This is a genomic window from Hymenobacter sp. YIM 151500-1, assembly GCF_025979885.1.
Lineage (GTDB): Bacteria > Bacteroidota > Bacteroidia > Cytophagales > Hymenobacteraceae > Hymenobacter.
The window spans coordinates 3,684,176-3,698,957 of the sequence record NZ_CP110139.1 but is presented as its reverse complement, the minus strand read 5'-3'; the positions used below and the strand labels follow the sequence as shown (position 1 = coordinate 3,698,957).

Below are 14,782 nucleotides of genomic sequence, written 5' to 3'. Positions count from 1 at the left end.
CACTAGCCCATGCTCTATGCTTTGTGTGGGCCGCGTGCTGCCGCATTTTCCAGCGTTTCACCTGTTGCTTTTACCCTCGTTTTCCCGTTCTGCATGAAGAATAAGTACACTGCTAGTCTTGTACTCGGTGCCCTGCTGGCTTGCACCTCCACGGCGGCTACAGCCGCTGGCGGCGACAAGCCCACGCTTCGCCCCAAAAGCAAAAGCCGGACCCAGCCGGCGCGCAAACCCCTAAAGACTCTGGAGGGCCAGGCCGTGAGCGGCACCGTGCTAACGGATATCGGCGACCCGCTGCCGGGGGCCACTATTTTCGTCAAAGGCACGTTTGTGGGCACCAGTACCAACAGCGAAGGGCATTTCAAGCTCGACCTCGACTTTGCGCAGGGTCCCGTAACGCTGGTCGTTTCGTTTATTGGCTATGAAAACGTGGAGCTGCCGGTTTCGGAGCCCAACCAGGCACTCAGCATCTCGCTGACGCCCAGCATCATCCAGCTGAACGAAACGGTGGTGTCAGCTTCCCGCGTGGAAGAGAGCATCATGCGGGCCCCGATTACCATCGAAAAAATATCGAGCCGGCAGATTGAGCAGATTTCCACCCCGGAAGTGCTGGCTGGCCTGGGCCAATTCAAGGGCGTCGACGTGAATTCGGCCTCCATGCTATTCACCAGTATCAGCACGCGCGGCTTCAACACGGCCAAATCGGAGCGGGTGGTGCAGCTCTACGACTACACCGACGCGCAGCTGCCCTCACTGAGCCTGAGCCCCGGCAACTTGCTGGGCATTCCGGAGCTGGACATGGAGAGCATCGAGGTGGTACACGGCCCGGCCTCGGCCCTGTACGGCTCCAACGCCCTAAACGGGGTGGTGTTGTTCAACTCCAAAGACCCCTTCGTGTACGAGGGCCTGACGGCGCGCGTGCGGGGCGGGCAGCGCAATTTCCTGGACGCGCAGGTGCGCTACGCCCACAAGCTGGGGCAGAAGTGGGCTTTTAAAGTCAATGGCAGCTACATCCGGGCCCTGGACTGGCTGGCCGAGAACTACGAGGCCTCGGCTACCAGCCGGGCCATCAACCCCGAAGGCTCCCCGCTAGGCACTTCGGCCGTGAACGGCTACGGCGACTCGGGGCGGCAGCTGCGCCGCAACGAGCGGCTGGCCGACGGCTCCCCCGTCAATGCCGAGCTGGCCGGCAAAACCGTCTACCTGCCGCGCTTCACCGAGGCCGAGCTGATTGCCAACGACAACTACACCAACGCTTACCGCCTGCAAGGCAGCCTCTCGTACCTGATAACCAAGGACCTGAAGGCCACGCTGGACGTGAAGCGGGCAGAAGGCACGTCTACCTATCAGAACCAGAGCCGCATCCGCATGAAAGGCCTGGGCACCAACCAGTACCGGGCCGAGCTGAAAAGCTCCCGCGGCTTTCTGCGCGCCTACACCACCGAAGACTTCACCGGTGAGTCGTACGAGCTGAACTCGCTGGGCAACAACCTGCAACTGTCGCCCGTGGCCGAGGGCAGCGCCATCACGTACGCCGACCGGTTCTACAGCACCTTCAACGCCGAGTACACGCGCCAGCGCAACAACGGAGTAGGCCAGGACCAGGCCCTGGCGGCGGCCCGCCAGGTAGCCGACGCCACCCGCCTGAGCACCGCCGACCCGCGCTTTGGGCTGCTGCGGGAGCGGATTATCCAGGAGGCCGACGCCTTGCGCCGCGGCTCGAAGCTGCTGCTCAACTCGTTTCTGAGCGACGTGAGCGGCCAGTACACCTTCCAGCTGGGCCAGGCCACCGACCTGGTGGTGGGCGGCGCGTACCGGGACTTCCGCATTGGCTCGGGCGGGGGCTTCGTGCTGACGGACCGCCCCGACCGGCGCCTGCACAATTACGAGTACGGGGGCTACCTGCAAGCTTCTTACCGCCTGCTCGACGACCGGCTGAAGCTGGCCGCCGCCGGCCGGGTAGACCACTTCCGCAACTTCGAGGCGGCGTTTTCCCCGCGCGTGTCGGCGGTGGTTTCCCTGGGCCAGACCAAGCAGCACAACCTGCGCGCCAGCTACGGCCGGGCGTTCCGGGCGCCAAGCCAGATTGAGCAGTACTCGCGGGTGGACGTTGGCAACGTGCTGGGACTGGGCAACATTGGCGCCGGCTTCCAGGGCTACAGCCTGGTCAATGCCCAGGGCCAGTCCTACCAGCAGGTGCTTCAGGGCGTGCCGCTGGCAAGCTTCGAGTTCAGCGCCCCCAGCCTGGAGCTGGAGCAGGTCAACACCTACGAAATCGGCTATAAGGGCATTATCGGGAAAAACCTGTACGTGGATGTCAACTGCTTTGACAGCCGCTACAACAACTTTATCGGGGCCGTCAACTTTATCGGCAACCCCGACGGCACGCGCCCTACCATGTCGCAGCTGCTGGCCTCCCAGCCCGACTTTGGCCCCGGCAAGCCCAGCCGCATCATCTTTGCCCCGTTCAACAACACCCAGCAGGTGCATACCCAGGGTGTAGCAGCGGGGCTGAACTACTACTGGCTGAAGGCCGTGCACCTGTCGGCCAACTACAGCTTCAACTACCTCAACCGGAAAGAGCTGCCCGAAAACTTCCGCACCTTCTTCAACACGCCCGAGCAAAAGTACAACGTGGGCGTCAGCGGCTCGGCCCTGCGCCACCTGAGCTACAATGTCAACTACCGCTGGGCCGAGGGCCACTTCCAGGAAATGCCCTTTGCCTCGGGCCGAGTGGCAGACTATAGCAGCGTCGACGTGTACGTGGGCTACACCGTGCCCAAGCTGTTCAGCACGTTTCAGGTAGGCGCTTCCAACCTGCTCGACTCCCGCAACATTCAGGTGTACGGCGGGCCCAACCTGGGCCGCCTGGTGTACGCGGGCTGGCTGGTGGAATTTAACTAAGCCACCAGTAGCCGGGAAATGCACGATGCCCGGCGGATGCTTCCACTCAGGAAGTGTCCGCCGGGCATCGTGTCTTCGGGGCTGCGCCTTTTCTGCTACTGGGCGCCCGAAACCGACGTGGTGGCTTCGCGCGGAGCCGTCGGGCCGGTGGGTACGTGGCGCACTACGATGATAAACGGATACGGCCCGTTCTTACGGTTGTATATGTCGACGATAAACTGCGGGCTTTCGTAGCGGACGGCTTCGCACTCGTGGCAGGTGATGGGCTGCTGCTTGAGCTTATACAGGCGCAAGCTGGCGCGCAGCTGGTTGATGCAGGCCGGAAAGGACGTTTTCAGCGTTACGGCCTGGGTGCCCGTTTCGGGGCGCACACCCAGCCACGCTTCGGCGTGGCCGTCGGGGCGGACGTATCCGTCTACCGGGTCTTTGTACGTCCAGAACACTTCTTTCCCCACGGTGCTGTTGCCGCGGTAGGTCCACTCGGTGGCGGGCAGCTGCCGGGCCGCCCGCTGCAGCAGCGGTTCGCGGCTAATGGCACTCAGGTTCAGTAGCTGCTCCAGGGTAATGCACTGGGCCTGCGCCCAGGAGCTGACGGCCAGCAGGCAGCCAGCCGTTAACCATGCTTGGCGGTTTAGTATACGCATGGAAATAGCGGCAAATAGGTGGGGAGTGCGTGGGAGCGAAAGAAGGGCCGCAGGCAGGTGCCGGAAGCAAGCGGGAGCAGGTGTTCGTGCGCCGGCAACAGCCATTGCCCCACCACCACGGTCGTCGGCCGAAAAAAGCCAAGTGCCAGCGACGGAGAGGCCATTTGAGCGTCACGGGCAGAAAGATAGGTTAAGCAGGAAAAAGTTGCACCCTCCCGACGAGAGCTTTCGGTGAACGGGGTCTTTTCCCGTCTGACTCTGGCATTGGGGCGGACGAAACGAGGCGCCGCCGGGCGCAGCAGGCCCCATTTCGTTTGTATGTTTACTGCCGCTAACGCGAAGCCTCACCCAAGTTTGCCTACCAACTATATGCAGTTCCGCCAGGAAAAAGACACCATGGGCACCGTGCAGGTGCCGGCCGATGCCTACTACGGCGCCCAGACCCAGCGCAGCATCGACAACTTCCGCATTGCCCAGGACATCAACCGCATGCCCAAGGAAATTATCCGGGCCTTTGCGTATCTGAAGAAGGCCGCCGCCCTCACCAACCGCGACGCCGGGGTGCTGCCCGCCGACAAAGCCGAGCTGATTGGCCGCGTGTGCGACGAAATCTTGGAAGGCAAGCTGGACCAGGAGTTTCCGCTGGTGGTGTGGCAGACGGGCTCGGGCACCCAGTCGAACATGAACGTGAACGAGGTAATTGCCTACCGCGGCCACGTGCTGCAAGGCGGCCAGCTCACCGATGAGAAGAAGGTGCTGGCCCCCAACGACGACGTGAACAAGTCGCAAAGCTCGAACGACACCTTTCCCACGGCCATGCACATTGCGGCCTACAAGATTCTGGTGGAAGTGACGATTCCGGGCCTGGAGAAGCTGCGCGACACGCTCAGGCAGAAGTCGGAGCAGTTCATGCACATCGTTAAAATCGGCCGCACCCACCTGATGGACGCCACCCCGCTCACCGTGGGCCAGGAGTTCAGCGGCTACGTGTCGCAGCTCGACCACGGGTTGCGCGCCATCCGCAACACGCTGGCCCACCTCTCGGAGCTGGCCCTGGGCGGCACGGCCGTGGGCACGGGCATCAACACTCCCCCCGGCTACGCCGAAAACGTGGCCCGCCACATTGCCGACCTCACCGGCCTGCCCTTCATCACGGCCGAAAACAAGTTTGAGGCCCTGGCCGCCCACGACGCCATCGTGGAAGCCCACGGCGCTCTGAAAACCGTGGCCGCCAGCCTGATGAAAATTGCCAACGACATCCGCCTGCTGGCTTCGGGGCCGCGCGCCGGCATCGGCGAGCTGCACATCCCCGACAACGAGCCGGGCTCCAGCATCATGCCCGGCAAGGTGAACCCCACCCAGAGCGAGGCCATGACCATGGTAGCCGCCCAGGTGATGGGCAACGACGTAGCCATCAACATCGGCGGCATGAACGGCCACTTCGAGCTGAACGTGTTCAAGCCCCTGATGATTTACAACTTCCTGCACTCGGCCCGCCTCATCGGCGACGTATGCGTGAGCTTCAACGACAAGTGCGCCGTGGGCATCGAGCCCCTGGAAGCCAACATCAAAAAGCACGTGGATTCGTCGTTGATGCTGGTTACGGCCCTCAACCCCCACATCGGCTACTACAAAGCCGCCGAAATTGCCCAAACCGCCCACCGCGAAAACTCCACCCTCAAGGAAACCGCCCTCAAGCTGGGCTACCTGACCGAGGAGCAGTTCGACGAGTGGCTGCGGCCGGAGGATATGGTGGGCGAGATTAAGTAGGCCGTAGCGCGAGGCTTTACTTCGCGACGCTTGCGCATAACCTGGTTTCGCAGGGAAAACGAACGGGCCACCAACGTGCTGTTCCGGCGCAGCGCAAGTCGCGAAGTGAAACTTCGCGCTACATCCTTACGAACAAACGGGCTGCCGGCACTTACGCTGGCGGCCCGTTTGCGTATGTCCCTTGCCTCGTACCCCCAGTTTCAAGCGCCGTTTCGCGCCTTCCTGAACGCCATTCCCGCCGCCGGCCACGTGGTGGTGTTCTGTCATTTCGATGCCGATGGGCTGGGTGCCGGAGCGGTATTCGGACGGGGCCTGAACCGTATCAACCCCGGCTGGCGAGTAACGGTGCTGCCTTCGGGCAAAGGCGAAAACGCCTTTCTCACGCCCACGGTGCGCGACAAGCTGCTGGCGCTACAACCCGACGCCCTGATTGTCACTGACCTAGGCGTGCACGCTCACGGCACCTTGGAAGCCGACGGCGTGCCCGTGCTCTACGTGGACCACCACATACCCGAGGGCCAGCCCCCGGCTGGCGCCACCGTGCTGACCGGCTACGGCCTGGAGCCCACGCCCTGCTCGGCCTGGCTGGCCTACGAGCTGCTGGCCGCTGAAACCGACGTGACTGACCTGCAATGGGTGGCCGCCATCGGCATCATCTCCGACCTGGGCGAGAAGGCCGAGTGGGCGCCGCTGGCCCAGGTCAAGAAGCAGCACACCGCCAAGTACCTCAAAGAAGCCGTGGCCCTGTGCAATGCCGCCCGCCGCGCCGGCGCCTTCGACCTGGAGCGGCCCTTGCAGTATCTCCTCCACGACGACGGCCCGCGCCAGCTGGCCCAGGACGAAGTGCTGGCCGGCTACCGCGCCCAGGTAGCCGCCGACCTGGCCGTGGCCCGCAAAATGCCGCCCAAGTTTCCGCCCAAAGAGGCGCCTGGCGCCGCGCCGGTGGCCGTCGTCACCATTGACTCGCCCCGCCAGATTCACCCGCTGGTGGCGCAGCAGTGGATAACCCGCCTGCCCGACCGGGTGGTGCTGTGCGCTAACCTGGGCTACCTGCCCGATGGCGTGGTGGCCGTGTCGGGTCGCACCGCCAGCCGCAGCCTGCACATTCCGGACTTGCTGCGCGCCGCTTTCGCCCGCCTGGGCCAGGAGCCGCCCGCCAATTTCGCCCACGGCCACCCCCAAGCCAGCGGCGGCCACCTGCCCCAGGAGCAGTACCAGTTGCTGCTGCGGGGACTGGGGTTTGAGGTGTAGAAGTGAGAGGTGAGAGGTGAGATATGAGAAGTGAGATATGAGAGGTAAGCCAGTAAACCGGCAGCCCCGAAGGGGCAACATGTCGGTAGAAAATCTGGGTCTATACCTGATGTAAGCCCCAGCGGGGCAACACCTATCATTTGCGGACGATTGGGTGTCGCCCCGCTGGGACTCTGCTGTTCTCACGACTTCAACTGGCTACCGATATGTCGCCCCACTGGGGCTGCCGGTTTACTGGCTCATTTCTCACCTCCCACTTCCCACTTCTACATTAGGGGTTATGTTCAATGTTATCCTGCCGTACCGGCTGGTGCAGCGCAACCGGAACCGGACCAGCCTGGGCAGCTGGGAGTTCGAGTGGATTTATAAATTCTTTATTCACTCGCCCGACTCCCGGCGCAAGTACCTGGTGGAAATCCGGCAATATCCCGGCCACTTGTACACGGCTGACTTTTATGCCAAGGTGCGCAACGTGCACCGCTACCGCCTGCGCACTCACCAGCACGCGGCGGGCAAGCTCGGTGCTACCGTGCTGGACATTCTGGCCCGCGTGATTCGCGAGGACCCGCAGGCTTGTTTCGGGTTCATTGCGGCGGCTATGCTGGACGAGACGACGGATGTTAGCACCAAGCGGTTTAGGCTGTACACGAAAATGCTGGAACAGAAAATCAATCCTTTGCGTCATGCAGTTATCGAAAGGCCCGAGACAAGTAGTATTTTCGTGCAGCCTCTGAAAATAGCTGATAACGAAGTCCTCAAAGAGCAAATCATTTCACGCTATGAAAACATCTTCCGCGAAACGTTCTAGTAAGAACGACCAACGCCAAGCGCAGCGCGAAGCGCGCAAGGCTGCGCGCCCTGTATTTCAGCCAGGCGAGGCAGTGCTTGATTTTATTGGACCGAATGGCGAGGAGTATTATCGCCTTTTGCCTCAACCACAAATTCCCGGCTACACGTACGCCTTCTAGTCTGCGGCCTTCTTCTACAAAAACCGCCACCCTAGAGTAGGGTGGCGGTTTTCTTTTTTCCGGGCATCTTTACCGGCCTAATCCCGCCCGTATGGACTTTGCCCGCAACATCACGCTCGAAAACGCCCGCGTCCGGCTGCGGCCCCTGGAGCTAACCGACTTCGACGACCTGAAAGCCGTGGCTTTCGATGAGGAAATCTGGCGCTACCTGCTCACGCCCATGCCCCGCAACAGCGTGGAACTGGCTGCCTACCTGGCCCAGAGCCTGCGGGAGCGGGAAGCGGGCCGGCGCTATGCCTTCGCCATCATCGACAAGGAAAGCAGCCGGGTGGTAGGCAGCACCAGCTACGGCAACATCGCCCTGGCTGATGGCCGGCTGGAAATCGGGTGGACCTGGCTGGGCCGTGACTACCAGCGCACGGGCATCAACCGGGCCGCCAAGCATTTGCTGCTCAAGTACGCCTTCGGGGAGCTGGGCTGCGAGCGGGTGGAGTTGAAAGCCGACGCCCGCAACTGGCAGAGCCGCGAGGCCATGCGCCGCATGGGCGCTACCGAAGAAGGTACCCTGCGCAGCCACTGCCTGCTGCCCAGCGGCCAGCGGCGCGACTCGGTGTACTTCAGCATTCTGAAGTCGGAGTGGGACCAGCTGCGCCAGACGGTATTTCAGCAGTTCGACGCCCGTGGCTAGCCCGGAGCCCCGGCCGCCGCGCCGGTTTCCGTCCCTGGTGCGGCGCCGGGCGGCCAGCTTTGGGTATGCCGCCAGGGGCGTGTGGGCGGCCCTGCGCACCGAAGTGCACCTGTGGTTTCATGCCGTGGCTACGGCGGCTGTTGTTGGCTTGGGCCTGTACTTCGGTCTGGCCCGGTGGGAGTGGGTGGCCGTGGCCCTGGCGGTGGGGGCGGTGTGGTGTGCCGAGCTGCTGAACACGGCCATCGAAGCCGTCGTCAACCTGGCGTCGCCGGACTACCACCCGCTGGCGGGCCGGGCCAAGGACGTGGCGGCCGGGGCCGTGCTGGTTATGGCCCTGGCGGCGCTGGTAGTGGGCCTGCTGGTTTTCGGGCCGCGGGTGTGGCAGCTGGCCCAGGCGGCGGGACTGGTGTGAAGCGGCGGGGCTGGCCGGGCGGCTGAACTATGGCACGCTAACTGCGTACCCAGAGGGGAATGTGCATCTTTGCCGCCCCGCGGTTTCAGGTGAAACGGCCACTGCTTCTTACTGCCTGCTTATGCGTCTTCCTCTTTTCTGGGCTGCCTCCTCGGTAGCCATTTTGCTAAGTGCTCCGGCCTGCCAGCGCCAAGTGGCCGTTACTACGCCCACCGACACTATCATGGGCACCACGGGCCAGACCTCCACGCCGGCCCCAACCAGCAAGAACACCGTGACACCGGTGCCCGCCGCCGACCAGCCGGCCTTCGACAAGGCGCCCCGGCCTCAGTGGCTGGAAGCCAAGATTCAGCAGCACATGCAGGCCCCGAAAGCCAACCCGCCCATCCACATCTACAGCTACCGCTACGAGGGGCAAGCGGTGTACTACGAAACCACACCCTGCTGCGACCAGTTCACGAACCTCTACGACGCCAAAGGCAACCTGATCTGCCACCCCGACGGCGGCATTACCGGCCGCGGCGACGGTAAGTGCCCCGATTTCGGTAAAAGCCGCACCGAGGAAAAGCTGGTGTGGCAAGACCCACGGTAGGCTAGAAGTGGTAGACTAGAAGTGAGTACAGAGACATGAGAAGTGAGACTCTGTACCATTCATTTTTCGTGTACTACACATCAAAGTCTCACTTCTCATGTCTCTGTACTCACTTCTAATAACATGATCAACACCATTGAAAAGCTGGGGGCCTACACGGTGTGGGCCAACGAAACGCTCCTTCACCACCTCGATGGCCTGGTAGCCCAGGGCGCTACGTTGCCGGCCGGGAGCCTGCGCTTGTTCAGCCACGTGCTCAATGCCCAAGCCATTTGGCTGGGCCGCCTCACCAACACACCCAGTCCCGTGAAAGTGTGGCAGGAGCACGACTTGGCCGGCCTGCACCACTGGCACGAGCAAACCTCCGAGCGGTTTCACCAGTACAGCATCCAGGCCGATGAGACCGAGCTGCACCGCCTCATTACCTACACCAACTCCATCGGCGAGGGCTATACCAGCCAGGTATCCGACATTCTGACTCACGTGCCGGTGCACGGCAACTACCACCGCGCCCAGGTAGCCAAGGAGTTGCGCGCCGCCGGTCTGGAACCCATCAACACCGACTTTATCACTTACTGCCGGGAGCTGTCGGCCAAGGCGGCTGCCGCCAACGTGCCCAGCCTGTAGGGTTGGTTTTTTGTTGTTGGTGTATGGTTTTTGGCTGGTGATGTAGGGCAACGTAGCTGTTGTTGAAAAACAGTGCCCCCGCAAAGCCACCAGCCAAAACCATTAACCACCAACTAAAAACCGAAAACCGACATACTATGTCTGTCCTGACTCCCGAGCGCCTGGCTGGCGCCCACACCTACGCCACCTACCGCCGGCTTATCGACGACTTGCAGGCCCAGGGCCTTACCACCGGCCCCCAGCAGTCGGCCATGCTAACCGACTACACTCGCCTGAACGTGCAGCGCATGCAGCGCCTCGACAAAACCGCCCAGGTGCTGCCGGAGCTGCAAGCGGCCGTAGCGGCGCTGCCGCAGCCTTACGTATGGCTGGTGCTGACCGAAGGCTGGTGCGGCGACGCGGCCCAGATAGTACCCGTGCTGGAGAAAATAGCCCAGGCCAGCCAAGGCCGCATCAGCACCCGCTACCTCCTGCGCGACGAACACCCCGACCTCATGGACCAGTACCTGACCAACGGCGGCAGGGCCATTCCCAAGCTCATCGTGCTCCATCCCGATACGCTGGAGGAAGCGGCCCAGTGGGGCCCCCGCCCCGCCCAGGCGCAGGAGCTATTTCAGGAAATGAAAGCCCAGGGCGCCACGCACGAGGAGTTTGCGGAGAAGCTGCACGGCTGGTACGCCAAAAACAAAACCCAGGACACCCAGCTCGAGCTGCTGGCTTTGGTGCAGCAGCTGGCGGCGGCAGAGGTGAGAGGCTAGAAGTAAGAGCGCAGACTTCTGTACTGCCCCAAGCAAAAAGCCCCGCGCAACAATTGTTGCGCGGGGCTTTTCTGTGGCTGTAACATGAAGCGGAAGCTTCGCGCTACTGCAACCGAACCGTACCCACGTCGGTGGTCTGCTTGTTGGTTACCGTTACGTTGGGCAGCACTACGTTGCGGTAGGCATTCTGGCCGCTAGGCGCAGTAGTGGTGGGGAAGAACTCGACGCGGTAGGTGCCGGAGGGCAGGCCGCTGAGCTGGAAGGCGCCGCTGGCATCGGCGGCGGTGCTAAACGTGTCGGCGACGGTGATGGACGAGCGGATGGCCAGGATTTGGGGCAGGGCGGCCGTGGGCGTTACGAGGCCGCGCACCGTGCCTTGCACATCCTGGGTAATAACGCGGATGACGGGCTTGAGCAGGTACCGCTCCTTTTTGTCGTTGCCGGGCTTCCAGTTGCCGCGCTCCACGATGGACTTGGCCACGTCGAAGTCGAGCAGGAGCTGGAAGGTTTCGCCTTCGCGCACTTCGCACTTATCGAGCTTCAGCTTCACGCCCGAGGTTTGGCCGCTGGGGGTTTTCAGGTCGTAGCGCTGGCCGTCTTTGCCCACCACGTAGCTGTCGGGGCCCAGCACCAGGCGAATTTCCTTTAGCGTCCCCGGCGCAAAGTCGGTGTTGACCAGCAGGGCGGCCTTGCCGTTCACGTACTCCAGCACGTTCAGGGTTTGGGCCTGGAAGGGCAGCACCTGCCAGCCATCGGGGTCTTTTTCCTCCTTTAAGTGCACCTCAATCTGCCGCACATCCAGGAACACGCTGCGGAAGTCGCCGGGGGCGTCCATCAGGCGCACTTGCAGCCTGGATTCGGCCGATTCATTGTCGTTGTTGCAGCCGGCCAGGGCCAGGGAGGCCAGCAGCGCCACGGAAGGGAGGTAGCGGAAAAACTTCATCAGGAGGAAAAAGAAAGGTGAAAGAAAAGCCAGAAGCCCAGCGCCCTGAGTGAGCAAGCTGGGCTTCGGCCGGTGGCAAAAACTCAGCCAAACCATGGCTGAGCTTCCAACTATTATTCTACTGTCCCGTTTTCGTGCTATCCGCCGGGGTTGGCTCACTGGGCTTGGGCTCCTCGGCTTTGGGCTGCTCCTCAGCGGGCTTGGGAGCAGGCTTGGGCTTGCCGAACAGCAGGTTATTGAGGCCCTGCTTGGCTTTGTCGCGGACTTTGGCTTCGGCTTCAAGGCGCTTCTTTTCCACTTCCAGGCGAGCTTTTTCCTGTAGCTCCTCTTGCTTGCGGGCCACTTCCCGTTGCAGGCTGTCCTGGGCCACTTTGGCTTTGGCCTGGAGGCGGAACTTGGCATCGTCCACCTTGGCCTGCACGATGTTGTTTACCAGGTCTTTGGCCTGGGCCTTCACGCTGCCCGAGCTAAGCTTGACCACGGGGTCCTTCATGGAGCCGGCAATGGTGAGGCCCAGCGTTACCCGGTCGGTGCCTTCCAGGTCCTGCACGCCGGTAAGCTGGGTGAGGCGGGCATTGAGCTGGTTGCCGACCCGGCCCGTGGGCACGTTCAGGGCCGTGACGTACTCCAGGTTGCCATTCACGTTGCTGGAGCCGCCCACCGTCATCTTAATCTGCCCCACGTTGATGTCAAACGGCTTCACAATGAAGTTGCCGTTGAGCATTTCGGCGGCCACGTCCTTGTTCTCGACCACCAGCCGCTTCAGCTCCTGAAACTGCGTCAGGGCACTGATCTGGTTCATGACTTTGGAGCCGCTGACGGCCGCCCGCACTACCTCAAACAGGCCTTTGCCGGTGAGCGTGCTGTACACCGGCATCATGTCGGGCCCCATTTCCCCGCTCACGTTGAAGTTGGTGGAAAACAGGCCCTCTACCTGCGAGGCCAGCGGCAGCAGCAGCTTTACGGAGTTGAAGGCCCGGAAGGCATTCTGAAAATCCAGGTTTTTGATGTTGAGCCCGAAGTTGAAGCGCGGGTGCGCCAGGTTCTTGCTGCTGTAGGAGCCGGTAGTGACAAAGGCGCCACCCAGCGTATTGAAGGCCAGGTTGTTGAGCTGAGCGGTTTCGTCGCGCACGGTGACGGTGCCGCGCACGTTGTCCAGCTTCAGGTTGTCGTAGAGCACCTGGCCCACGGTCGAGTTCAGCACCAGGTCCACGTACTTCGGCACGGGCAGCACACCCTGGGCCGCGGCCGGGGCGGCGCCGGTGGCGGCCACGGTGGGCTTCTGGCTTACCTCGTCCACCATCCACTCGTTCACGTTGAAGCGGGAGCTGTTCACGGTCAGGTTGCCGCGCAGGGGCTGGCCGGGCGTGAACAGGTAGCCCAGGTAGTTGCTGATGGTGCCCGAGGCGGCAATGTCCGAGGACCCCACGAAGCCGGCCATGTCGCGCAGGGCAATCTGGTTGTTGTTGAACGTGGCCGTGGCCCGCGTCACGCGCATGCCCTGGGGCAGGTCGGTGCTCTTGTAGGTTACATTCTGGGCGTTTACGGTGCCCGAGGCCACCACGCTCTGGTAGCGGCCAGCTTCCACGTCGGCCATGTTGCCTTTGGCAGCCACGTTGCCGTTGAGGCGGCCCGTCACGGTCATGCCTTGCAGCGGGAAAATGCGGGTGAGCTTGGTCAGGTCCACCACGCCCCGCACGTCGGTGTCAAACTGCATTTTGTCCACGCCTTGGGTAGCTACGCGGCCCTCCAGCGGCTCCCCATCCAGCCGCATCCGAAACTGCGGGATGTCCACGCGGGTGTCGTTGAGTTGGCCGGTGGGGTTGGTGACGGTGCCGTTTAGCGTCAGGTTTTCGATGGGCGCCGGCACCTGCTTGGCCTTCACGTAGCCGTTGGTGAGGTTGAGCCGGGCCTGTACCACGGGCATCTGGGTTTTGGAGTACACGCCCTTGGCCGTGCCGTCCACCAGCAGCTGCCCGCGCAAAAGCAGGTCCTGCACCGGGTATACCTTCAGCATCTCGGCCAGGTCTACGCGGGCCTTCACCCGGCCGTCCACCCGCATGGGCTCCAGCCCATCGATGGCCACGTTGCCATCAATCGGGTTCTGGCCCAGGTCCAGGTGAAACTGCTTCACGTTCACTTTCACGTTGTTCGTAAAGCCCGAAGGATTGTCCACGGCCAGGTCCACGTTGATGTTGCGGGCCCGCTGGGGCAGCTGGGGGTAGTGGAAGCTGCCATCCTTCACTTGCAGGTTGAGGCCATAGCCGGGCATCTTCATGGCGTTCTGCACGCCCTTCAGGTAGCCGTCGAAGGCCACTTTGCCCGCCGCCTCAATGTCTTTGAACTGCGCCGTGTACGCGCCCGGCACCAAGCTCAGAATGTTCTTGAAGTCGGTTTCGAGGGCTTTGAACGTCAGGTCATAGGTGATATCCGTGTCGTTGGGCAGGCCGATGGCGCCCTGGAAGGTAGCCGGGAAGTCGTTGAGCTGCACCCGGTTGTCCTTGAACGTGAACAGCATCTTGCCCAAGTCCATGGCCATGGTTACGTCGGCCGTGAGCTTTTTCTGACTGATGTACTCAGTGCCGGCGTACTGCATCGAGAAGCTGTCGGCGGTGGTCTGGCTGACCAGGTCGAACACGTTGCGGGCGAAGTCGCCGGAGCCGGTATGGGTGATGCCGCGGGCCTGCATGCCGAACGGAATCGTCAGGTCCTCGTAGCGCAGGCGGCCGTTGCGTACCTCCCAGCCCTTGATGGCCAGGTTCACGGCCGTGGTGTCCTGGCCCTTAGCCGCCGCCGCCGAGTCCGACACGTACACGTCCCAGTTGGCCCGGCCGCTTTTCAGCACCCGCAGGCTGATGTCGGGCTGCTCCAGGGTAATGTGCTTGATGTTGATGGGTCCGCCGCTCACCACGCTCATCAGGTCCAGGCCCACGTCGAGGCGGGGCAGGTAGGCCAGCGTGTCGCGGGCAAAAGAATCCTGGCCGATGACGCGCAGCTGCTCCAGGCGCAGGGCCAGGTCGGGAAAGGTGCTGAGCAGGGTTACGTCCACGTTGGCGGGGTCGTAGAGCACCGTGGCCCGCACCCGCTCGGCCAGCTGCCGGTCGAAGGCGGCTTTCAGCTTGTCTTTGAACAGCACCGGCGCCAGCGCCAGCGCCGCCACCAGCACCACTACCACGAGCAGCAGTCCAACTAGAATTTTACGCATAAGACCATAAGACTAGGAAAAGA

13 protein-coding genes are annotated in these 14,782 nt (G+C 62.6%); 10 read left to right on the top strand and 3 right to left on the bottom strand.

Translation table 11 applies throughout. The features are described 5' to 3' along the window. The first annotated feature begins 93 nt into the window (after positions 1–93). A complete protein-coding gene (locus OIS53_RS15445; protein WP_264679467.1) occupies positions 94–2,901 on the top strand; it encodes a TonB-dependent receptor in 2,808 nt (935 codons plus the stop codon). 95 nt (positions 2,902–2,996) lie between these two features. Here the strand turns inward: OIS53_RS15445 and OIS53_RS15440 are convergent, their stop codons facing one another. Further along, a complete protein-coding gene (locus tag OIS53_RS15440; RefSeq protein ID WP_264679466.1) occupies positions 2,997–3,545 on the bottom strand; it encodes a hypothetical protein in 549 nt (182 codons plus the stop codon). 369 nt (positions 3,546–3,914) lie between these two features. Here OIS53_RS15440 and fumC point away from each other — a divergent pair, with 369 nt between their 5' ends. The 9 genes from fumC to OIS53_RS15395 all read left to right on the top strand — a co-directional run bounded on the left by fumC (position 3,915) and on the right by OIS53_RS15395 (position 10,611). Continuing rightward, entirely contained in the window at positions 3,915–5,315 is a 1,401-nt protein-coding gene (gene fumC / locus OIS53_RS15435) for a class II fumarate hydratase (RefSeq protein ID WP_264682376.1), read from the top strand. A gap of 174 nt (positions 5,316–5,489) precedes the next feature. Further along, positions 5,490–6,566 (top strand): DHH family phosphoesterase, encoded by a 1,077-nt coding sequence (locus tag OIS53_RS15430; protein ID WP_264679465.1) that lies wholly within the window; start codon positions 5,490–5,492, stop codon positions 6,564–6,566. A 280-nt stretch (positions 6,567–6,846) separates the two neighbouring features. Beyond that, positions 6,847–7,374, top strand: coding sequence for a hypothetical protein (locus OIS53_RS15425; protein ID WP_264679464.1), 528 nt, complete (start codon positions 6,847–6,849; stop codon positions 7,372–7,374). Then, positions 7,346–7,534, top strand: a complete 189-nt coding sequence (locus OIS53_RS15420; protein WP_264679463.1) for a hypothetical protein — start codon at positions 7,346–7,348, stop codon at positions 7,532–7,534. The genes OIS53_RS15425 and OIS53_RS15420 overlap by 29 nt, the downstream gene beginning before the upstream one ends. Positions 7,535–7,625: 91 nt before the next feature. Continuing rightward, positions 7,626–8,222, top strand: a complete 597-nt coding sequence (locus OIS53_RS15415) for a GNAT family N-acetyltransferase (RefSeq protein WP_264679462.1) — start codon at positions 7,626–7,628, stop codon at positions 8,220–8,222. Beyond that, complete coding sequence (locus tag OIS53_RS15410; RefSeq protein WP_264679461.1) at positions 8,215–8,634, top strand: diacylglycerol kinase family protein; 420 nt, start codon at positions 8,215–8,217, stop codon at positions 8,632–8,634. The genes OIS53_RS15415 and OIS53_RS15410 overlap by 8 nt, the downstream gene beginning before the upstream one ends. Positions 8,635–8,755: 121 nt before the next feature. Next, positions 8,756–9,226: a DUF6970 domain-containing protein gene (locus OIS53_RS15405; RefSeq protein WP_264679460.1), complete on the top strand. Its 471-nt coding sequence runs from the start codon at positions 8,756–8,758 to the stop codon at positions 9,224–9,226. A 123-nt stretch (positions 9,227–9,349) separates the two neighbouring features. Further along, on the top strand, positions 9,350–9,853 hold the full coding sequence (locus OIS53_RS15400) for a DinB family protein (RefSeq protein ID WP_264679459.1): 504 nt from the start codon (positions 9,350–9,352) through the stop codon (positions 9,851–9,853). A gap of 137 nt (positions 9,854–9,990) precedes the next feature. Continuing rightward, on the top strand, positions 9,991–10,611 hold the full coding sequence (locus OIS53_RS15395; protein ID WP_264679458.1) for a thioredoxin family protein: 621 nt from the start codon (positions 9,991–9,993) through the stop codon (positions 10,609–10,611). A 103-nt stretch (positions 10,612–10,714) separates the two neighbouring features. Here the strand turns inward: OIS53_RS15395 and OIS53_RS15390 are convergent, their stop codons facing one another. Both OIS53_RS15390 and OIS53_RS15385 read right to left on the bottom strand, forming a co-directional pair. Then, positions 10,715–11,554 (bottom strand): DUF4382 domain-containing protein, encoded by an 840-nt coding sequence (locus OIS53_RS15390; protein WP_264679457.1) that lies wholly within the window; start codon positions 11,552–11,554, stop codon positions 10,715–10,717. A gap of 118 nt (positions 11,555–11,672) precedes the next feature. Then, a complete protein-coding gene (locus OIS53_RS15385) occupies positions 11,673–14,759 on the bottom strand; it encodes an AsmA family protein (protein WP_264679456.1) in 3,087 nt (1,028 codons plus the stop codon). Positions 14,760–14,782: the final 23 nt, after the last annotated feature.